This window comes from Streptomyces sp. S186 (assembly GCF_051603415.1).
GTDB lineage: Bacteria > Actinomycetota > Actinomycetes > Streptomycetales > Streptomycetaceae > Streptomyces.
On sequence record NZ_CP193932.1, the window covers coordinates 2,882,499 to 2,903,239 of the forward strand.

General features: G+C 71.1%; 17 protein-coding genes and 1 riboswitch. Of the genes, 10 read left to right on the forward strand and 7 right to left on the reverse strand.

Annotated elements, in window-relative coordinates:
- Positions 1–23: 23 nt before the first annotated feature.
- A complete protein-coding gene (locus tag ACRAS8_RS11895; protein WP_438490435.1) occupies positions 24–989 on the forward strand; it encodes an RNA polymerase sigma factor SigF in 966 nt (321 codons plus the stop codon).
- Between the two features lie 292 nt (positions 990–1,281).
- On the opposite strand, the gene ACRAS8_RS11900 is transcribed toward ACRAS8_RS11895, so the two are convergent.
- Complete coding sequence (locus ACRAS8_RS11900) at positions 1,282–1,743, reverse strand: hypothetical protein (protein ID WP_438485902.1); 462 nt, start codon at positions 1,741–1,743, stop codon at positions 1,282–1,284.
- 93 nt (positions 1,744–1,836) lie between these two features.
- Between ACRAS8_RS11900 and ACRAS8_RS11905 the strand changes: the two genes are divergently transcribed.
- Positions 1,837–2,820 (forward strand): diacylglycerol/lipid kinase family protein, encoded by a 984-nt coding sequence (locus tag ACRAS8_RS11905; RefSeq protein ID WP_438485903.1) that lies wholly within the window; start codon positions 1,837–1,839, stop codon positions 2,818–2,820.
- 319 nt (positions 2,821–3,139) lie between these two features.
- A complete protein-coding gene (locus tag ACRAS8_RS11910) occupies positions 3,140–3,397 on the forward strand; it encodes a WhiB family transcriptional regulator (protein ID WP_003983230.1) in 258 nt (85 codons plus the stop codon).
- A 231-nt stretch (positions 3,398–3,628) separates the two neighbouring features.
- Here the strand turns inward: ACRAS8_RS11910 and ACRAS8_RS11915 are convergent, their stop codons facing one another.
- Entirely contained in the window at positions 3,629–5,110 is a 1,482-nt protein-coding gene (locus tag ACRAS8_RS11915) for a sensor histidine kinase (protein WP_438485904.1), read from the reverse strand.
- Positions 5,111–5,539: 429 nt separating this feature from the next.
- Positions 5,540–6,184 (reverse strand): TetR/AcrR family transcriptional regulator, encoded by a 645-nt coding sequence (locus tag ACRAS8_RS11920; protein ID WP_438485905.1) that lies wholly within the window; start codon positions 6,182–6,184, stop codon positions 5,540–5,542.
- A gap of 138 nt (positions 6,185–6,322) precedes the next feature.
- On the opposite strand from ACRAS8_RS11920, the gene ACRAS8_RS11925 reads away from it, so the two are divergent.
- Together ACRAS8_RS11925 and nagB are read left to right on the forward strand one after the other, a co-directional pair.
- Positions 6,323–7,096: an SDR family oxidoreductase gene (locus ACRAS8_RS11925; protein WP_438485906.1), complete on the forward strand. Its 774-nt coding sequence runs from the start codon at positions 6,323–6,325 to the stop codon at positions 7,094–7,096.
- A gap of 234 nt (positions 7,097–7,330) precedes the next feature.
- Positions 7,331–8,113 (forward strand): glucosamine-6-phosphate deaminase, encoded by a 783-nt coding sequence (gene nagB / locus ACRAS8_RS11930; RefSeq protein WP_438485907.1) that lies wholly within the window; start codon positions 7,331–7,333, stop codon positions 8,111–8,113.
- Between the two features lie 703 nt (positions 8,114–8,816).
- Here the strand turns inward: nagB and ACRAS8_RS11935 are convergent.
- From ACRAS8_RS11935 to ACRAS8_RS11950, 4 genes are all read right to left on the reverse strand, one after another.
- A complete protein-coding gene (locus ACRAS8_RS11935; RefSeq protein WP_438485908.1) occupies positions 8,817–10,343 on the reverse strand; it encodes a glycoside hydrolase family 3 protein in 1,527 nt (508 codons plus the stop codon).
- 3 nt (positions 10,344–10,346) lie between these two features.
- The gene (locus ACRAS8_RS11940) at positions 10,347–11,177 is read right to left on the reverse strand and encodes a carbohydrate ABC transporter permease (protein ID WP_438485909.1); all 831 of its coding nucleotides are present in this window, start codon (positions 11,175–11,177) and stop codon (positions 10,347–10,349) included.
- Positions 11,174–12,157, reverse strand: a complete 984-nt coding sequence (locus tag ACRAS8_RS11945) for a carbohydrate ABC transporter permease (RefSeq protein ID WP_438485910.1) — start codon at positions 12,155–12,157, stop codon at positions 11,174–11,176. Before ACRAS8_RS11945 ends, ACRAS8_RS11940 begins: the two co-directional genes overlap by 4 nt.
- Positions 12,158–12,271: 114 nt before the next feature.
- A complete protein-coding gene (locus ACRAS8_RS11950) occupies positions 12,272–13,537 on the reverse strand; it encodes an extracellular solute-binding protein (RefSeq protein WP_438485911.1) in 1,266 nt (421 codons plus the stop codon).
- Between the two features lie 241 nt (positions 13,538–13,778).
- On the opposite strand from ACRAS8_RS11950, the gene ACRAS8_RS11955 reads away from it, so the two are divergent.
- The 5 genes from ACRAS8_RS11955 to ACRAS8_RS11975 all read left to right on the forward strand — a co-directional run bounded on the left by ACRAS8_RS11955 (position 13,779) and on the right by ACRAS8_RS11975 (position 20,725).
- Positions 13,779–14,540: a GntR family transcriptional regulator gene (locus ACRAS8_RS11955; RefSeq protein ID WP_438490436.1), complete on the forward strand. Its 762-nt coding sequence runs from the start codon at positions 13,779–13,781 to the stop codon at positions 14,538–14,540.
- A 177-nt stretch (positions 14,541–14,717) separates the two neighbouring features.
- A complete protein-coding gene (locus ACRAS8_RS11960) occupies positions 14,718–14,978 on the forward strand; it encodes a DUF3311 domain-containing protein (protein ID WP_438485912.1) in 261 nt (86 codons plus the stop codon).
- Entirely contained in the window at positions 14,975–16,642 is a 1,668-nt protein-coding gene (gene mctP / locus ACRAS8_RS11965) for a monocarboxylate uptake permease MctP (protein WP_438485913.1), read from the forward strand. Before ACRAS8_RS11960 ends, mctP begins: the two co-directional genes overlap by 4 nt.
- A 299-nt stretch (positions 16,643–16,941) precedes the next feature.
- Positions 16,942–17,073: riboswitch (cobalamin riboswitch) on the forward strand.
- A gap of 185 nt (positions 17,074–17,258) precedes the next feature.
- A complete protein-coding gene (locus ACRAS8_RS11970; RefSeq protein ID WP_438485914.1) occupies positions 17,259–19,664 on the forward strand; it encodes a ribonucleoside-diphosphate reductase subunit alpha in 2,406 nt (801 codons plus the stop codon).
- Entirely contained in the window at positions 19,664–20,725 is a 1,062-nt protein-coding gene (locus tag ACRAS8_RS11975) for a ribonucleotide-diphosphate reductase subunit beta (RefSeq protein ID WP_438490437.1), read from the forward strand. The genes ACRAS8_RS11970 and ACRAS8_RS11975 overlap by 1 nt, the downstream gene beginning before the upstream one ends.
- Positions 20,726–20,741 lie beyond the last annotated feature (16 nt).

The following is a 20,741-nucleotide window of genomic DNA, read 5'->3' on the forward strand; positions in this document are numbered from 1 at the left end:
AAGATCTCGAACGCGGCGCGAGGATGGCGGCGGGCGCGGTCATCCCCGGGCAGCATGCCCAGCCGCACCCGACGGGCGCGGACGACCACGGCGGCCGGTTGGACGCGGCGGAGCAGGCAGAGCGGGCGGACCACATGGAGCAGAGCGAGCAGCAGGGCCGGCAGGCGGACCGGCAGGTTCCGCCGGCTGCCGGCGACCGGCCCGAGGAGCGGCACTCCCCGGCGCCGGAGGATCCGCACGACCGCGGCGGCGCCCGGGCGATGTTCTACGAGCTGCGCAAGCTCCCCGACGGTTCCCCGGAGCGCGCCGAGCTGCGCAACACCCTCGTCCGCATGCACCTGCCGCTGGTCGAGCACCTGGCCCGCCGCTTCCGCAACCGCGGCGAACCGCTCGACGACCTGACCCAGGTCGCCACGATCGGCCTGATCAAGTCGGTCGACCGCTTCGACCCGGAGCGCGGCGTGGAGTTCTCCACCTACGCCACGCCCACCGTCGTCGGCGAGATCAAGCGGCACTTCCGCGACAAGGGCTGGGCGGTCCGGGTCCCGCGCCGCCTCCAGGAGCTGCGGCTGTCGCTGACCACCGCGACCGCCGAGCTGTCCCAGCGGCACGGCCGGGCGCCCACGGTCCACGAGCTGGCCGAGCACCTGGGCATCTCCGAGGAGGAGGTGCTGGAGGGCCTGGAGTCGGCGAACGCCTACAGCACCCTCTCGCTCGACGTCCCGGACACCGACGACGAGTCCCCGGCGGTCGCCGACACCCTCGGCGCGGAGGACGAGGCGCTGGAGGGCGTGGAGTACCGCGAGTCCCTCAAGCCGCTGCTGGAGGACCTCCCGCCGCGCGAGAAGAAGATCCTGCTGCTGCGGTTCTTCGGCAACATGACCCAGTCGCAGATCGCCCAGGAGGTCGGCATCTCCCAGATGCACGTCTCCCGCCTGCTGGCCCGCACCCTGGCCCAACTCCGCGACAAACTCCTCGTGGAGGAGTAACCCACCCCGGTGGGGCGCAGCTTCCCCCTCCCCTTCGGGACGCGGGACCCCTCTCCGCCCCACCCCGCGGAAGCTCTCTCCGCGCCACCCTTCGAAAGCCCTCTCCGCCCCACCTCGCGGGAGCTCTCTCCGCGTCACCCCGTGGGCATCGCCTGCCCCGCTCCTCGGAATATCCCGCCGCCCGCCCCCGTTGAGGCCCCGCGAGGGGGCGCTCGCATCCCCTACGGGATCCGTTCGCCCCTCCCCTACGGGCCTCCCCGCCCGCCGCCCCGCGTCCTACGGCGTCCCGGTCCTACGGCGTCTCGCGCGGCCCGATGCCGAGCGCCGTCGTCGCCGTCGGGTTGACCAGCAGGACGAGCACGACCACCGCCGCCACCGCCAGCGCGGCCCCGGCGGCGATCAGCGCGCCGCCGCCCTTGACGAGCGTCCAGGCGACCGGCAGCGCCACGATCTGGGTGATCAGCGACGGCCCCCGGCTCCACCGCCGGCGCAGCCACAGCCCCCGCGCGGCGACCAGCGGCAGCACCGCCAGCGCCAGGATCGTCACCCCGCCCATCTCCGCCTGCTGCGGACTGTCCGGCGCCCCGACCAGGCCGTTGATCAGCATGTACGCGCCGAGGGCGGCCAGCGCCAGCCCCTCGACGGCGGTGAGCGCCGCGGCGGCGCTCAGCCGGGCGGGCCGCGGGCCGGCCGGCTCGGACACCGCCAGGGCGCCGGCGGCTCGCTTCGGGGACTGCTTCTGCTGACTGGTCACCCCAGCAGGGTAGCGCCGGGCCCCGCGCGCCGGTCGCGCCCGGACCCTGGACAGAAGTGAGGGCGGTACCGGCAGGTAGGTACGCTGCTGCACATGCGCGCACTTCTCGTGGTCAATCCCGCTGCCACCACCACGAGTGCCCGTACCCGTGAAGTACTCGCCCACGCACTGGCCAGCGACCTCAAGCTGGAGGTCGCCGAGACGCGGTACCGCGGGCACGCCCGCGACCTGGCCCGGGAGGCCGCCGAGGGCGGGCAGACCGACCTGGTGGTGGCGCTCGGCGGCGACGGCACGGTCAACGAGGTCGTCAACGGCCTGCTGTCGACCGGCCCCGACCCCGAGTCGCACCCCCGGCTCGCCGTGGTCCCCGGCGGCTCCACCAACGTCTTCGCCCGCGCCCTCGGTCTGCCCAACGACGTCGTGGAGGCCACCGGCGCCCTGCTGGACGCGCTGCGCGACCGCAGCGAGCGCACCGTCGGCCTGGGCCTGGCCTCGGGCACCCCGGGCAGCCCCGACGAGGGGGTGCCGTCCCGGTGGTTCACCTTCTGCGCCGGCTTCGGCTTCGACGCGGGCGTGGTCGGCCGGGTCGAGCAGCAGCGCGAACGCGGCAAGCGGTCCACGCACTCCCTGTACGTGCGCCAGGTCGTCCGGCAGTTCCTCGGCGAGGCCAACCGCCGCCGGGGCACCATCACGCTCGAACGACCGGGCGCGGAGCCGGGCACCACAGAGGTCGTCGAGAACCTCACGATGTCCATAATCTGCAACACCGCTCCCTGGTCCTACCTGGGCAACCGCCCGATCTACCCCTCCCCCGAGGCGTCCTTCGACACCGCGCTGGACCTCTTCGCGCTGGACAAGTTCTCGGTGCCGGCGGTGACCCGTTACGCCTCCCAGCTCCTCGCGTCCACGCCGGAGCGCGGCCCACGGGGCAAGCACGTCGTCTCCCTCCACGACCTCACCGACTTCACCTTGCATTCGCAGGTTCCGCTGCCGTTTCAGATGGACGGTGACCATCTGGGGCTGCGGACGAGTGTGACGTTCACAGGCGTACGCCGTGCACTGCGTGTGATTGTGTGAGCAGTAGGGCCTAAAGTCCTTTCACTCGAACGTTTAGGCTGGCTTCCACCCCCTGGAATGACGGCTGTGAGCTAGGCGACACCAAGGAATCAAAAAAAAGTTTCCGGAAGGGGTTGTATCCGCCGCCGAGGTTTGCGAGTCTCTTCATGGCGATCGGGACGGCCGCTCTACCGGCCCCCTTGAGAGCCCGAATCCTCCTCCTCATCCCACAGGACCGCACCAGTCCTTGACTGGCTTTCGGCCCTTCCCTTGTGGAGGGATTCGTGAAAGCGTTCACATTCACAAGCACGTTCCCGTCACACGAGGAGATGGAGCAGCCATGGACTGGCGTCACCGCGCCGTTTGCCGCGAAGAAGACCCCGAGCTCTTCTTCCCCATCGGCAACACCGGTCCCGCGCTGCTGCAGATCGAGGAAGCCAAGGCCGTCTGCCGCCGCTGCCCCGTCATGGAGCAGTGCCTGCAGTGGGCGCTCGAGTCCGGCCAGGACTCGGGCGTCTGGGGTGGTCTGAGCGAGGACGAGCGCCGCGCCATGAAGCGCCGTGCAGCTCGCAACCGGGCGCGCAACGCCAGCGCCTGAGCCAGCCACCCCGTGGCCCCCGAGAGCCGCAGCGCGCAGTACCTTCGATGCCTGCCCGGAGCTGAGACCCGGTCGTCATCGCATCGCAATAGCTTTGAGCCCCGGACCGAAACAGATCCGGGGCTTGTTGCTGTCCGGGGCCGATTCCCGCCCGGCGGGGAGCCGGCCCGCCCGGGTCCCGTCCGGCGGAGCGGCCCGGTGTCCTGACGACAGGACCTAGCGCTGCTTCACCTAGTGCTGCTTCTGCTGCTTCTCGGCGCGTACGGGGATGTCGAGGAGCACCTGGGTGCCGTTCTCGGGGCGGCGGACCATGTCGAACGTGCCGCCCAACTCCCCTTCCACCAGGGTCCGTACGATCTGCAGGCCCAGGTTTCCGGCGCGGTGCGGGTCGAAACCCTCGGGCAGGCCGCGGCCGTTGTCCTGGACGGTGACCAGCAGCCGGGGCTCGCTGCGGCTGCCGCCGCGGACCGCGGCGACCTCGACCGTGCCGTGCTGCTCCTGGTCGAAGGCGTGCTCCAGGGCGTTCTGCAGCACCTCCGTGAGCACCATCGACAGCGGGGTGGCCACCTCGGCGTCCAGGATGCCGAAGCGTCCGGTGCGGCGGGGGGTCACCTTGCCCGGAGCGATCTCCGCGACCATGGCCAGCACCCGGTCGGCGATCTCGTCGAACTCCACGCGTTCGTCGAGCGTCTGGGAGAGCGTCTCGTGCACGATCGCGATCGAGCCGACCCGGCGCACGGCCTCGTCGAGTGCCTCGCGGCCCCGCGCGGATTCCATCCGGCGGGACTGCAGCCGCAACAGGGCGGCGACGGTCTGGAGATTGTTCTTCACCCGGTGGTGGATTTCCCGGATGGTGGCGTCCTTGGTGATCAGTTCCCGTTCGCGGCGCCGTAGTTCGGTCACATCGCGCAGCAGAACCAGCGAACCGATATGCGTGCCCTTGGGTTTGAGGGGGATGGCCCGCAATTGGATCACCCCGTCGTTTCCCTCGACCTCGAATTCCCGCGGGGCCCAGCCGCTGGCCAGTTTGACCAGTGCCTCGTCCACCGGGCCACGGGCCGGGGCAAGTTCGGCGGTGGCCTGGCCGAGGTGGTGGCCGACGAGGTCGGCGGCAAGGCCGAGGCGGTGGTAGGCGGAGAGCGCGTTGGGGCTGGCGTACTGGACCACGCCGTCGGCGTCGAGCCGGATCAGACCGTCGCCGGCGCGCGGCGAGGCGTCCATGTCGACTTGCTGGCCGGGGAAGGGAAACGTTCCGGCGGCGATCATCTGGGCCAGATCGGAGGCGCTCTGGAGGTAGGTGAGCTCCAGCCGGCTGGGGGTCCGCACGGTCAGCAGATTGGTGTTGCGGGCGATCACCCCGAGCACCCGGCCCTCGCGGCGCACCGGGATGGACTCGACCCGCACCGGCACCTCCTCGCGCCACTCCGGGTCGCCCTCGCGCACGATACGGCCCTCGTCCAGGGCGGAGTCCAGCATCGGGCGGCGGCCCCGGGGGACGAGGTGGCCGACCATGTCGTCCTGGTAGGAGGTCGGTCCGGTGTTGGGCCGCATCTGGGCGACCGACACGTAACGGGTGCCGTCGAGGGTGGGGACCCACAGGACGAGGTCGGCGAAGGAGAGGTCGGAGAGCAGCTGCCATTCCGAGACCAGCAGGTGGAGCCACTCCAGGTCGGAGTCGCTCAGGGCGGTGTGCTGGCGTACGAGATCGTTCATCGAGGGCACACCTCGGAGCCTACCGGCGTACGGTATGTCTTGTGCCTGCACGGCCATGGACAGAGAAGAATGGTCCAGTCCAGAATGTGCGGTGCGGCACACTCCGGGAAAACCGGAGAACGGAAGCCTCCGCTCTCCCCGCACAGGAGGGCGGATCGAGGCCCACGGCGCTCTCTGCCCTGACTGCGCCCGGGCCTCCGATCGACCGGTCCCGGGACGGGGCCGTGCCCCCGACCGCACAGGGGGCACCTCCCGCCCGTAGTACGGGGTCGGCCGATGTCAGCTCCGGGCTGCGGTGCCGGACAGGTTGAGGGTCCTGTCCCGGCGCCGCGGCCCGCGGGTGTTTCCGGGGCGGGTGTTTTCGGGGGCTTTCCCTGCGGGGCCGATGCCCTGGATCTCGCGGAGGACTCCTTCATCCAGGTGCCGTCGTCAGGAGTTTGACGACAGGGGCCGGCCCCGCTCCTTCTCGGACGGCCAGGCGTGCATCGCCAGTTCGGCGACCGCCTCCAGCGTCGCGCGGTCCGTGCCGTCCCGGGCGGACTGCGACATCCCCGCGAGGATCGTGCTGACGTACTCGGCGAGCGCCGTGGCGTCCGTGTCGGCGGGAAGCCGGCCGGCGGCGATGTCGGCGCGGACCGCCCGCGCGATCTCCCGGACGTTGGCCTGCCGCTTCTCCCGCAGGGACGCGGCGACCTCGGCGGAGGCCGGCGCGGTGTTGAGTGCGGCGCTGATGACCATGCAGCCGCGCGGGCGGTCGGGGACGGTGTACTCGGCCGCGGCCTCGCGCAGGGCCCGCTCGACGCCGCGGCGGGCGGTCGGTTCCTCGGCCAGCGCGCGGGAGACGAAGCCGCCGTAGAGCCGTCCGTACACGGCGATCGCCTCGTCGAACAGCGCCCGCTTGTCGCCGAAGGCGGCGTAGAGGCTGGGGGCGCTGATCCCCATCTCGCGGGTGAGGTCGGCGATGGACGTGGATTCGTAGCCGTGCTCCCAGAAAGAGCGGATCGCCTTCTCCAGGGCCGTCTCCCGGTCGAACGACCGGGGCCGGCCGCGCTGCTTGGTCTCCTTGGCCACCATGGAGTGAATTCTATAGCGGTCGATAAGAAACGCGTGCTACGGTTTTATTTAGCGAGCACTACAGAAATGGCTCGCCGGACGACCGGGCGCGCGTGCGGATCGGACGCACGGGCGCGGAGACGAAGGGGAGGGTGCGCGATGGGTGCACTGAGCGGCAGGACGGCACTGGTGACGGGCGGCGGCCGGGGAATCGGCCGGGCGATCTCGGAGCGGCTGGGGCGGGACGGCGCACGGGTCGGCGTGCACTACGGGAGCGATGCGACGGCCGCGAAGGAGACGGTCGCGGCGATCGAGGCGGCGGGCGGCGAGGCGTTCGCACTGCGTGCGGAGCTGGGGGTGCCCGGGGACGCCGAGACGCTGTGGGCCGCGTTCGACGAACGGGCCGACGGAGTGGACATCGTGGTGAACAACGCCGGGATCAACAAGGCGCTGGACGGCACGTTGCGCCCCTTCGACGAGATCACGCGCGACGACCTCGAGCACCTCTTCGCGGTCAACGCCACCGCGCCGTTCTTCGTGATCCAGAAGGGGCTGTCCCGGCTGCGGGACGGCGGACGGATCGTCAATGTCTCCACCGGGCTGACGCAGACCGCCGCCAAGTCCGATCTGCTCGCCTATGCGATGTCCAAGGGCGGGGTCGACGTGCTGACCCGTTCGCTGGCACTGGAGCTCGGCCCCCGCGGCATCACGGTCAACACCGTGGCCCCCGGCGCGGTCGACACCGACATGAACGCCGCCTGGCTTCGCGGCGAGGAGAACGCCGCGGCGCGCACGGCGACCGGCGCGCGCTCTCCGCTGGGGCGGGTGGCGGACCCGACCGACATCGGCGACATCGTGGCGTTCCTCGCCTCGGACGACAGCCGCTGGGTGACGGGCCAGTGGATAGACGGCAGCGGCGGCGCGCTGCTCTGACGGGGCGGCATCCGCCGACGGGTTCCGGTGTGGGCACGCGCACCGGGCCGGGCGCCGTCGGGCCGGATGCCGTCCGGGCCGGGCGCGCTCGGCCACCGGTCCGGCCATCGGAGCGACGGGGTGCGGTGGGGAAAACGTGCGCTTTTGTTCAACGGTGCCACGGGGTCGCGTTTGCCCGCCTCTGCTAGATTGGTCTATACCACATAGCCCATTCTTCAGAACGGCAGGCCAAGCGTGGAAGTTGTCATCGTCCCGGACGCCGCCGCAGGCGGCGAGCTCATCGCGGAGGCCATCGCCACCCTGGTGCGCCGTAAGCCCGAGGCGCTGCTCGGCGTGGCCACCGGCTCGACCCCGCTGCCCGTCTACGAGGCCCTGGCGGCGAAGGTCCGGGCCGGTGCGGTGGACGCCTCGCGGGCCCGGATCTGCCAGCTCGACGAGTATGTGGGCCTGCCCGCCGGGCACCCCGAGTCGTATCGCTCGGTGGTGCTGCGCGAGGTGGTGGAGCCGCTGGGGCTCGACGAGAGCGCGTTCATGGGTCCGGACGGCACGGCGGAGGACGTCCAGGCCGCCTGCGAGGCGTACGACAGTGCGCTGCGCGACGCCGGCGGGGTGGACCTCCAGCTGCTCGGCATCGGCACCGACGGGCACATCGGCTTCAACGAGCCCTGTTCGTCGCTGGCTTCGCGGACGCGCATCAAGACCCTCACCCGGCAGACCCGGGAGGACAACGCCCGCTTCTTCGACAGCCTGGAGGAGGTACCGCACCACGTCATCACCCAGGGCATCGGCACCATCCTGGAGGCCCGCCATCTGGTGCTGCTCGCCACGGGCGAGGGCAAGGCCGACGCCGTGGCCCAGGCCGTGGAGGGCCCGGTCGCCGCGCTGGTCCCGGCCTCGGCGCTGCAGCTCCACCCGCATGCGACGGTGGTCGTCGACGAGGCCGCGGCATCCAAGCTGAAGCTGGCCGAGTACTTCCGCGCGACCTACGCCGCCAAGCCGGAGTGGCAGGGGCTCTGACGGGAGACGCCGCGGCCCGAGGGCCCGTACCGGTGCCGGGCCCTGGCGGGAGCGGCGCGGGTGCGGGCCCTCGGCGCATCGCGGCGCGGGGCGACGCGCCCCACGCGGTCGCCCCGCCCCGCCGGGCGGCGCCCCGCAGCCGTGGCGCGGCCGCCCGTCGGGGGCAGCCGGTGCGGACGCACGGCCCGTCGTAACGGCTGCCCGTCAGGGGGTGGTTGCCCGCCTCGGGGGCTGCCCTTCCCTTTCGAGGGCTGCCCCATCGCGGGCGCGGAGCCGCGGTCGGAGGTCTGCTCTGCCAGGGCCAGGCGCCGAAGTCGGCGGACTGCTCTGCCACGGCCAGGAGCCGGCGTCTGCGGGCCGGCCCCGTCCGTTCGGGCGGGGAGTTGGTGTCGTGGGCTGCTCCGTCCAGGCGGGGAGCTGGTGTCGAGGACTGGCCCATCGGGGCAGGGAGTTGGTGTTGAGGGCTGGGCCGTCGAGACGGAAGCCGAGGCCGGAAGGCTGCCCCATCCGGGCGGGGAGCCGAGGTCGAAGGGCTGCTCTGCCAGGGCCAAGCGCCGAAGTCGGCGGGCCGCTCTGCCACGGCCAGGAGCCGAGGCCGGAAGACTGCCCCGTCTGGGCGGAAGCCGAGGCCGGAAAGCTGCCCCGTCCGGGCGGGGTCTGGTGTCGGGGGAAGCGCCCGGGGGTGCCAGAGGGGGGTTGTCTTCTATGGCGCCTGGCCCGTGAGGGCTTCTGCTGCGGCCTGGGCGCAGACGCGGGCGGCGCCGTGGGTGGCGAGGTGCGGGGTGCCCTGGGGCGGGGCCTGGGGGACGCCCATCTCGACGACGGCGGTGCGCGGGCGGGCGGCCAGCAGGGTGTGCAGGGCGTCGGCCATCCACGGGTGGCGGTGCAGGTCGCGGACGACGGCCACGACGGGGCGGTCGCCGGCGGCGGTGAGCAGGGTGTCGACGAGGGCGCGGGGGCCGGCCTCGGCGTCCTCGGCCGTGTAGGCGGCGGTCCGGGTGCCGGGGAGGAGCCGGGTCAGTTCGGCGGCGACGCCCCAGGGGGTCTCGTCCCCGACGGCGATGTTGGCGAGGGGGGTGAAGGCGGCGACGTAGGCGGGTTCGGTGAGCGGTTCGTGCGGGGTGGTGGAGGTCAGGCGGAGGGCGCGGCGGGCGGCGGTCAGGCCGATCCCGGGGGCCGGCGCGGTCCGCTCCCCCGTGGCCGCGTTCCGGGTCCACCGCGCCAGGGCGCGGACGCGGGCCGCGGCGTCGGCGAGCCGTTCCTCGGGCAGTTCGCCCTCCCGGACGGCGTGCACCAGGGCGTCGCGGAGCCTCAGCACGGTGTCCTCGTCGGCCAGGCCGCCGCCGACGCAGATCGCGTCGGCCCCGGCCGCGAGGGCCAGGACGCTGCCGCGGGCGAGGCCGTAGGTGGCGGAGATCGCCCGCATCTCCATGCCGTCGGTGACGATCAGGCCGTCGAAGCCGAGGCCGCCCTCGGTGACGGGGGCGCGCAGCAGGCCGTGCAGGGCGGCCGGGCTGAGCGTGGCGGGGCGTTCGGCGTCCAGGGCGGGCAGCAGGATGTGGGCGCTCATCACGGCGCGGGTGCCGGCGGCCACCGCGGCGCGGAACGGCACCAGTTCACGTTCCTGAAGAGTCGTCAGGTCGGCGTTGATACGGGGGAGGTCGTGGTGGGAGTCGGTGGCGGTGTCGCCGTGGCCGGGGAAGTGCTTGGTGCAGGCGGCGACGCCGGCGGACTGCAGCCCCTCGACGTAGGCGGCGGTGTGCCGGGCGACGAGTCCGGGGTCGGCGCCGAAGGAGCGGACGCCGATGACGGGGTTGGCGGGGTTGGAGTTGACGTCGGCGGAGGGCGCCCAGTTGACGTTGATGCCGCAGTCGGCCAGCCGGCGGCCGAGTTCGCGGGCGACGTCGCGGGTCAGCCCGGTGTCGTCGACGGCGCCGAGCGCGAGGTTGCCGGGGAAGGAGGAGCCGCCGCGCACTTCGAGGCGGGTGACGTCGCCGCCCTCCTCGTCGATGGCGATCAGCAGGTCCTCGCGGGCCTCGCGCAACTGCCCGGTGAGCGCGGCGAGTTGGCCGGGATTGTGCACATTGCGGCCGAAGAGGGCGACGGTCGCCAGGCCCTCGTCGAGGCGGCGCAGCAGCCAGTCCGGTGCGGTGGTGCCGGTGAAGCCGGGCTGGAGGACGGCGAGCGCGTCCCGGGTGAGGGTGTCGGCGGAGCGGACGACGGTGGCCATGGGCTATCCCTTCACTGCGCCGGAGGTGAGACCGCCGACGGCCTTGCGCTGCAGGATCAGGAAGAGGACGAGGATCGGGAGGGCGAAGAGGGAGGCGGCGGCCATGGTGGCGCCCCAGTCGTCGCCGAACTGCGTCTGGAACTGCGAGAGCCACAGCGGCAGGGTGCCGGTGCCGGGTTCCTTGTTGAGCACCAGCACGAGCGGGAACTCGTTCCAGGCGGTGATGAAGCCGAAGAGGGAGGTGGCCATCAGGCCGGGGGCCAGCAGCGGCAGGACGACCCTGACGAACGCCTGGCGGCGCGAGCAGCCGTCCACCATCGCGGACTCCTCCAGCTCCTTGGGGACCGCGGCGACATAGCCGCGCAGCGTCAGGAGGGTGAAGGGGAGCACCATCAGCAGGTAGAAGAAGGTGAGCGGCAGCAGGCTGTTGAGCAGGTCGGCGTCGCGGACGATCAGATAGATCGAGATGACCATGACCTCCCAGGGTGCCATCTGGGCGACCATGAAGGTCAGCAGGATGCCCTTGCGGCCCTTGAACCGCATGCGGGCGAGGGCGAACGCGCCGCACAGCGCGATCACCAGCGACAGTCCGACGGCGAGCACGGTCACCAGGACGGAATTCCCCACCAGTCGCCAGAAGTTGGGGGCGTTCACCGCGGTCGCGAAGTGTTCGAGGGTGCCGTGGAAAGGGAGCCACACCGGGTCCTCGCTGAGGATGTCCCGGGCCGGTTTGAAGGCCGTGGCGAACATCCAGTACACGGGGAAGACGAAGAGCAGCGCGAGGACGGCGGCGGTCGCGTTGGGCCAGATCCGGCCGGCGAGTGAGCGCTTCACAGCGCGTCCTCCTCTTGCTTGAGCGTCAGGCGCAGGTAGTACGCGGTGAGGGCGAGCAGCACGACGAGGGTCAGGACGGAGATCGCGGCGCCCATCCCGAAGTGGAGGTTGCCGACGCCCTCGGTGAAGGCGTAGATCGGCAGCGTCTCGGTGAGGCGGTCGGGGCCGCCCTGGTTGACGGCGAAGATCTGCGGGAACGCCTTGAAGACCCAGATGACTTCGAGGAACGTCGTGGCCATGAAGAAGGGCCGCAGGAAGGGGAAGGTGACGGCGGTGAAGATCTTCCAGGTGCCGGCGCCGTCCATCCGGGCCGCCTCGTAGAGCTCCTTGGAGATCGTCGTGGTGGCCGCGTAGAGGTTGAGGGCCACGAAGGGGAGCGACTGCCAGACGATCAGGACGGTGATGACGAAGAAGGTGGACAGCTGCGTGCCGACCCAGTCGTAGCGGGCCATGGAGTGCCAACCGAGGTGGTCCAGCAGCCAGTTGACGACGCCGTAGCGGGAGTCGAAGAGCCACTGGAAGACGGTGGTGGCGGCGATCGACGGCATCGCCCAGGCCAGCACCAGCGCCATCGACAGCACCAGGCGCATCTTCGTGCCGAGCCGGGCCAGCAGCAGTCCGAGCAGGGTGCCGAGCACCATGATCAGAACGACGTTGACGGCGGTGAAGGCGAGGGTGCGGACGGTGACCCGCCAGAACTGCTCGCTGCCCAGGATCTCCTGGTAGTTGCCCAGCCCCCGCCAGTCGGTGAGGTGCTGGATCAGCTCCTTCATGTTGAGGTTCTGGAAGGAGAGCACCAGGTTGCGGACGAGGGGCCAGCCGAGGAAGACCGCGGTGGCGAGCAGGGCCGGGAGCAGCAGCAGGTAGGGCGCGCCGCGGGCGGCCCGCCGGCCGCCGGGGCCGCGCCGGGCGGGCGGCGCGCCGCCCTTGCCGGTCCGTGGCGCGGTCCTCCCCGCCGCTTCGTCGAGCTGCACTGCCATGAGCGTGTGGTCCCCTCGTTCCCGTGGTTGCGCCTGTGGTGCCGGTGGAGGCGGCCGGGCGTACGGGCGGGGGCCGGGGCGGCCCGGCCGGGCCCGTACGCGTCCGGTGGCCGGCTACTGCTTGGCGAGCCGGGCGTTGATCTCGGACTCGATGTCCTTGGCGGCGTCGGCCGGGGCCTTACCGTTCAGGACCGCGGTCATGTAGTTCTTGATCGGGTTGGGCACGTTCTCCACCGCGGCCCACTGCGGGATCAGCGGGGTGGTGCCGCCGGCCTTCTCGGCGGCCGGGGCGGCGGCCGCGGCGGCCGGGCTGTCCTTGGCGGCGCCGGCCAGGGCCGGGGACTTGGGCGTCCAGCCGGCTTCCCGGACCATCTGGGCGTCGTTGTCCTTGGCGAGCGCGACCTTGAGGAATTCCCTGGCGAGTTCCTGGTTCTTGCTCATTCCGGCGACCGCGAAGTTGGAGCCGCCGAGGAAGACACCCTCGGGCTTTCCGGCGGTCTCCCCCGGAATGGTGAAGAAGCCGATGTCGTCCTTGATGGCCGGGTTGGTCTTGATGGCGGTGGCGGCCTCGTATCCCATGGCGATCAGGGCGCCGGTCTTTCCCTTGGCGAAGATCTCGGCCTGCTGCGGGGTGGCCTCGTCCTTGTTCTTCGGGGCGCTGCTGAACGCCTGGTACTGCTTGTAGATGTCCATGGCCTTGGCGACCTTGGGGTCACCGAAATTGGAGACCCACTTGTCGCCGTCCTTCTTCACCAGTTGGGCGCCGGTGCCGATGGTCAGGCCGTCGAGGAAGTACCAGTTCTGCCCGGGCAGGTAGAGCGGCTCGGCGTCGGTCTTCTGTTTGATGGTCTCGAAGTCGTGGAAGAGTTCGGCGCGGGTGGCGGGGGGCTTGGTGAGGCCGGCCTTCGCCCAGATCTTCTTGTTGTACATCACCACGCGGTTGCCGGCGAACCACGGCAGCGCGTACTGCTTTCCGTCCACCGTCGCGGCCTTGTTGAAGGCGTCGTTCCAGTCGGCGCCGATCTCCTTCTTCAGGTCGCCGAGGTCCACCAGGGCGCCGGCCTTGGCGTAGGCGGCGGTCTGGGTGTTGCCGATCTCGACGACGTCCGGCGGGGTGTCCTCGGAGAGCGCGGTGCTCAGTTTCTGCTGAATGCCGTTCCACTGCTGGACCTTGAATTCAACGGTGGCGCCGGTCTTCTTCTCGAATTGCTCGGAGACCTGCTTGGTCCATTGTTCCGGATTGGATCCGGACATCACCCAGACGGTCAGCTTCTTTCCCTTGAAACCGTCGGCACCCGCATTTCCGCTGCTCGACCCACAGGCAGCGACACTCACCAGCATTCCCGCGACCGCGGTCGCCGCTATGAGCCCACGCTTCATCGCGCTCTCCCCCTCGAGGACGGGTTTGGCTTTAATGGTTTAGACCAGTTCTCGCAGCTTGGCCTAGACCTTTAGGGGTGTCAAGGGTGTATAAGAGTCGCTGTCAGGTCCGTTACCGGACCGACATCTGACGGGCCGGGACCCGCGCCGGCGCATGGGCATCCCGTCCGTGCCACGATGTGAGCCGCTACGTACGGAGGAGCCGGTGACGGCAGCACGACAGGCATCGGAGAGGCGGGTCATGGACACCGAGGCGGACAGCGCCGAGAACGGCGGCGGCGGCGCGCGGACCGCCCGGGTGCCCAAGTACTACCGGCTCAAGCGCCATTTGCTGGAGATCACCGAGACCCTGCCGCCGGGCACCCCGGTGCCGCCCGAGCGCACCCTCGCCGCGGAGTTCGACACCTCCCGCACCACGGTCCGCCAGGCTCTTCAGGAACTGGTCGTCGAGGGCCGCCTGGAGCGCATCCAGGGCAAGGGCACCTTCGTCGCCAAGCCCAAGGTCTCCCAGGCGCTGCAACTGACCTCCTACACCGAGGACATGCGGGCCCAGGGCCTGGAGCCGACCTCCCAGCTGCTGGACATCGGCTATGTCACCGCCGACGACCGGCTGGCCGGGCTGCTGGACATCGCCGCCGGCGGCCGGGTGCTGCGCATCGAGCGGCTGCGGCTGGCCAGCGGCGAGCCGATGGCGATCGAGACCACCCATCTGTCGGCCCGGCGGTTCCCCGCGCTCCGCCGCAACCTCGTCAAGTACACCTCCCTGTACACCGCGTTGGCCGAGGTCTACGACGTGCGGCCGGCGGAGGCCGAGGAGACCATCGAGACCTCGCTGGCCACCCCGCGCGAGGCCGGGCTGCTGGGCACCGATGTCGGACTGCCGATGCTGATGCTCTCCCGGCACTCCCTGGACGCCCAGGGCCGGCCGGTGGAGTGGGTGCGCTCGGTCTACCGCGGCGACCGCTACAAGTTCGTCGCCCGCCTGCAGCGGCCGGCGGACTGAGCCGCCCGCACCCTCGCACCCGTCCCGTCCGGGCACCGGGCCGGCCCAACTCCCCCACGGCAACGGTGTCGTACCGATATGCGGACAGCTAGTGACGCGCGCCACGACCCTGGCTTAGATTTCCAGCCGATCACCCACCGGAATTCACCGAGTTCACCAGGGACGGGAGCCACGGTCATGGCTGAGAACGCCGCATCACCGGACCGCAGACCGGTCGTCACCCCGACACGGTTGGTGGCCGGATTGTGCCTGCTCGCCCCGTTCGTCGCGATGCTGTGGGTGAGTTCCTACGCCCGGATCGAGCCGACGCTGATCGGGATCCCGTTCTTCTACTGGTACCAGATGGCGTGGGTGCTGATCTCGACGGCGCTGACGACCCTGGCCTACAAGCTCGTCCAGCGTGAGCAGCGCGCCCGCAAGGGCGGTGCGGCCCGATGACGACCCCCGTCACGACCCTCGCCGCCGCCTCCCGGGGCGTGAACGGCGTGGCCCTCGCCGTCTTCGTCTTCTTCTTCCTCGCCGTCACGGTCATGGGCTTCCTGGCCGCGCGCTGGCGCCGCGCCGAGCACTCCGCCAACCTCGACGAATGGGGCCTGGGCGGGCGCAGCTTCGGCACCTGGATCACGTGGTTCCTGCTCGGCGGCGACCTCTACACCGCGTACACGTTCGTGGCGGTGCCGGCGGCGATCTACACCGCGGGCGCGTCCGGCTTCTTCGCCGTCCCGTACACCATCCTGGTCTACCCGCTGATCTTCACCTTCCTGCCCCGGCTGTGGTCGGTCTCGCACCGGCACGGGTACGTCACCACCTCCGACTTCGTCCGCGGCCGCTTCGGCTCGAAGGGCCTGTCGCTGGCGGTGGCGCTCACCGGGCTGCTCGCCACGATGCCGTACATCGCGCTCCAACTCGTCGGCATCCAGGCCGTCCTGGACGTGATGGGCGTCGGCGGCGGCGAGCACGCCAACTGGTTCGTCAAGGACCTGCCGCTGCTGATCGCGTTCGCGGTGCTGGCCGCGTACACCTACTCCTCGGGGCTGCGGGCGCCCGCGCTGATCGCGTTCGTCAAGGACGGGCTGATCTACCTCGTCATCGCGGTGGCGATCATCTACATCCCGATCAAGCTGGGCGGCTTCGGCGAGATCTTCCACGCGGCCGGCAAGGCGCTCGCCCAGCCCGGGCCGATCGCCGGCAAACCGCGCGGCGAACTGACCAGCGGCCCCAACGCCCAGTGGGCGTACGCCACACTGGCGCTCGGCTCGGCGCTGGCGCTGTTCATGTACCCGCACTCGATCACCGCGACGCTCTCCTCGCGCAGCCGCAACGTCATCCGCCGCAACACCACCATCCTCCCGCTCTATTCCCTGATGCTGGGCCTCCTCGCGCTGCTCGGCTTCATGGCGCTCAAGGCCGGGACGGACACCCGGGGCAACGCCCAGCTGGCGATCCCGCAGCTCTTCGCGGACATGTTCCCCAGCTGGTTCGCGGGGGTGGCGTTCGCCGCGATCGGCATCGGCGCGCTGGTGCCGGCCGCGATCATGTCGATCGCCGCCGCCAACCTCTTCACCCGGAACGTCTACAAGGACCTCCTCAAGCCGGGCGCCACGCCCGAGCAGGAGCACAAGGTCGCCAAGCTGGTCTCCCTCCTGGTCAAGGTCGGTGCGCTGGTCTTCGTCCTCACCATGGACAAGACCGTCGCCATCAACTTCCAGCTGCTGGGCGGGATCTGGATCCTGCAGACCATGCCGGCGCTGGTCGGCGGCCTGTTCACCCGCTGGTTCCACCGCTGGGCGCTGCTGGCCGGCTGGGCCGTCGGCATGGTCTACGGCACCCTCGCGGCATACGGGGTGGCCGGCCCGACCCAGCAGCACTTCGGCGGCTCCAGCGCGGAGATCCCCGGCATCGGGCAGATCGGCTATATCGGCCTCACCGCGTTCGTCCTGAACGTCGTGGTGACGGTCGTCCTGACGCTCGTCCTGAAGGCCCTCAAGGCCCCCGAGGGCACCGACGAGACCTCCCCCGACGACTACACCGCCGACCTCGGCGACCAGGGCGTCACCGCCGACCTGTCACCGGCCACGACGGGGGCACCGGCGGGGCACTGACGCTCCATCACCCGCGGACTAGGGCGCTTCTGACGGATCTCGGTGGAGGAAGGAGCGGCGCCTGGTGCGTGCTCTCGCAAGGCGCCGGGATGGCTTCATAGCGGAGCTATGGAGACATTTCGGCAACGCCGCGAGAGTGCGTGCCAGGCGCCGCGACGCCGCGGAGATCCGTCAGAAGCGCCCTAGGGCCGCCGCACTCCCCCAGCGGGGCGCGGCGGCCCTTCGCGCTGCGCATACCTGCGGGAATGATATGAGGCGGCGACACAAGATGTGGGGGTGCGCGCGGGGAGCAGCACAAGATGTATGCTCGTCCTCGCTGTCGCCGCAGGGGAATCCGGTGCGAATCCGGAACTGTCCCGCAACGGTGTGTGAGCGTGATCCACGGGCCGTCCCCACGAGCCCGGCGGCCCGCTCCCGAGTCCGAGGACCTGCCGACGGTACGTCCGCACCGCCATCGGTGCGGCGTCGATACGTCCGGGCCCCGAGGGGTGGGCCGACTGGACGCCGCGCGGCCGGCCCGCGCACCCCCGGCTCGCCGCGGGGTGCCCCCTTGCCCGCACGGCTCCCGTCGCGCCACCGCCCCTCCCGGCCCCCGCCGAGTGAGGGAGAGCATCAGGTGACCATCGCGCCAACGGAGCCCGCGTCAGACGCCGAGGTCGTGCAGCCCGTGGTGGCCACGCCTCCCGCGAACGAGGACGGCCCGGGCGTCGCCCTGCTGCGCACGCTGACCGAGCTGACCGCGGACCTGACCGCGACCGACCCCGGCAAGGTGGCCGCCGCCGCGCTGCGCGGCCGGCACCCCGGGTCCGACGAGGCCGAACTGCGGTCGCTGGCCATCGAGGCCGCGGCCGGGCTGATCGGCGACGAGCCGCAGTACTCCCGGCTCGCGGCCCGCCTGCTCACCCTCGCCATCGCCGAGGAGGCCGCCGGGCAGGGCGCCACCTCCTTCTCCGCCTCGATCGCGGTCGGCCACCAGGAGGGTCTGATCGCGGACCGCACCGCCGAGTTCGCCGGCACGCACGCCGCGGGGCTGGACGCGCTGGTGGAGCAGGCCCTGGCAGCCGGCGCCGACGACCGGTTCGGGTACTTCGGGCTGCGCACCCTGCACTCGCGCTATCTGCTGCGCCACCCCACCACCCGCAAGGTGATCGAGACGCCCCAGCACTTCCTGCTGCGGGTGGCCTGCGGCCTGGCCGAGGACGACTCCGCGCGGGCGCTCGCGGACGTCGCCGAGCTGTACCGGCTGACCAGCACGCTCTCCTACCTGCCGTCCTCCCCCACGCTCTTCAACTCCGGCACCCGCCACCCGCAGATGTCCTCCTGCTATCTGCTGGACTCGCCGCTGGACGAGCTGGACTCGATCTACGACCGCTACCACCAGGTGGCGCGGCTCTCCAAGCACGCCGGCGGCATCGGGCTGTCGTACTCCCGGATCCGCGCCCGCGGTTCGCTGATCCGCGGCACCAACGGGCACTCCAACGGCATCGTGCCGTTCCTGCGCACCCTGGACGCGTCGGTGGCGGCGGTCAACCAGGGCGGCCGCCGCAAGGGCGCGGCCTGTGTCTACCTGGAGACCTGGCACGCCGACATCGAGGAGTTCCTGGAGCTGCGGGACAACACCGGCGAGGAGGCCCGCCGGACCCACAACCTCAACATCGCGCACTGGATCCCGGACGAGTTCATGCGCCGGGTGGAGGCGGACGCGGACTGGTCGCTGTTCTCCCCCGCGGACGTGCCCGAGCTGGTCGACCTGTGGGGCGCGGAGTTCGACGCCGCCTACCGGGCCGCGGAGGCCGCGGGCAAGGCTCTCAAGCAGGTGCCGGCCCGGGTGCTGTACTCCCGGATGATGCGCACCCTCGCGCAGACCGGCAACGGCTGGATGACGTTCAAGGACGCCGCCAACCGCACCGCCAACCAGACCGCCGAGCCCGGCCGGGTCGTGCACTCCTCCAACCTGTGCACGGAGATCCTGGAGGTCACCGACGACGGGGAGACCGCGGTCTGCAACCTGGGGTCGGTCAACCTCGCCGCGCACCTCGGTGCCGACGGCGAGATGGACTGGGAGAAGCTGGACGCCACCGTCCGCACCGCCGTGACCTTCCTCGACCGGGTCGTGGACATCAACTTCTACCCGACCGAGCAGGCCGCCGCCTCCAACTCCCGTTGGCGGCCGGTCGGTCTGGGCCTGATGGGCCTGCAGGACGTGTTCTTCCGGCTGCGGCTGCCGTTCGACTCGGCCGAGGCCCGGGAGCTGTCGACCCGCATCTCCGAGCGGATCATGCTCGCCGCCTACGAGGCGTCCGCCGACCTCGCCGAGCGGCACGGCCCGCACGAGAACTGGTCCGCGACCCGCACGGCGCGCGGTGTGCTGCACCCGGACCACTACCCGAACGCCGAACCGCGGTGGGCGGACCGCTGGGCGGCGCTGCGCACCCGGATCGCCACGACCGGTATGCGCAACTCCCTTCTGCTGGCCATCGCGCCGACCGCCACTATCGCCTCCATCGCCGGCGTCTACGAGTGCATCGAGCCGCAGGTCTCCAACCTCTTCAAGCGCGAGACGCTGTCCGGCGAGTTCCTCCAGGTCAACACGTACCTGATCGAGGAGCTGAAGGAGCTGGGCCTGTGGGACGCGCGGACCCGGGACGCGCTCCGCGAGGCCAACGGCTCCGTCCAGGAGCTGACCTGGATCCCCGAGGACGTACGGCACCGCTACCGCACCGCCTGGGAGATCCCGCAGCGCGCCCTGATCGACATGGCCGCGGACCGCACGCCGTTCCTGGACCAGAGCCAGTCGCTCAATCTCTTCATGGCGTCGCCGACCATCGGCAAGCTCAGCTCGATGTACGCCTACGCCTGGAAGCGCGGCATCAAGACCACCTACTACCTGCGCTCGCGGCCGGCGACCCGGATCGCACAGTCGGCGCGCGCCGCGTCCGTCCCCGCGCAGCTTCCGGTGACCGATCCCGAGGCGGTCGCCTGCTCCCTGGAAAACCCCGAGTCCTGCGAGGCATGCCAGTAATGTCCCACCCGTCGCCTGAAACGAACGCCGCGGCCGCGCACACCGCCACCACCGACGGCAAGAAGAACCTCCTCGACCCGGGCTTCGAGCTGACCCTGCGTCCCATGCGGTACCCGGACTTCTACGACCGCTACCGCGACGCGATCAAGAACACCTGGACCGTGGAGGAGGTCGACCTCCACTCCGACGTGGCCGACCTCGCCAAGCTCTCCCCCGGTGAGCAGCACCTCATCGGCCGCCTGGTGGCGTTCTTCGCCACCGGCGACTCGATCGTCGCCAACAACCTGGTGCTGACGCTGTACAAGCACATCAACTCCCCCGAGGCGCGGCTCTACCTGAGCCGGCAGCTCTTCGAGGAGGCGGTGCACGTCCAGTTCTATCTGACGCTGCTGGACACCTACCTTCCCGACCCGGACGACCGGGCCGCCGCCTTCGCGGCCGTGGAGAACATCCCGTCCATCCGGGAGAAGGCCGAGTTCTGCTTCAAGTGGATGGACTCGGTGGACAGTCTGGACCGCCTGGAGTCCAAGGCCGACCGCCGCCGCTTCCTGCTCAACCTCATCTGCTTCGCGGCGTGCATCGAGGGCCTCTTCTTCTACGGCGCCTTCGCCTACGTCTACTGGTTCCGGTCGCGCGGCCTGCTGCACGGCCTGGCCACCGGCACCAACTGGGTGTTCCGCGACGAGTCGATGCACATGGAGTTCGCCTTCTCCGTGGTGGACACCGTCCGTGAGGAGGAGCCCGACCTCTTCGACGACGCGCTCCAGCAGCAGGTCACCGACATGCTCAAGGAGGCCGTGGAGGCGGAGCTGCAGTTCGCCCGCGACCTGTGCGGTGACGGCCTGCCCGGCATGAACACCGCGTCGATGCGCGAGTACCTCCAGTGCGTCGCCGACCAGCGGCTGCGCCGCCTGGGCTTCCCGCCCGTCTACGGCTCGGAGAACCCGTTCTCCTTCATGGAGCTGCAGAACGTCCAGGAGCTGACCAACTTCTTCGAGCGGCGCGCCTCGGCCTACCAGGTCGCCGTCGAGGGCTCGGTCTCGTTCGACGACGACTTCTGATCCGTTCTGATCCCTT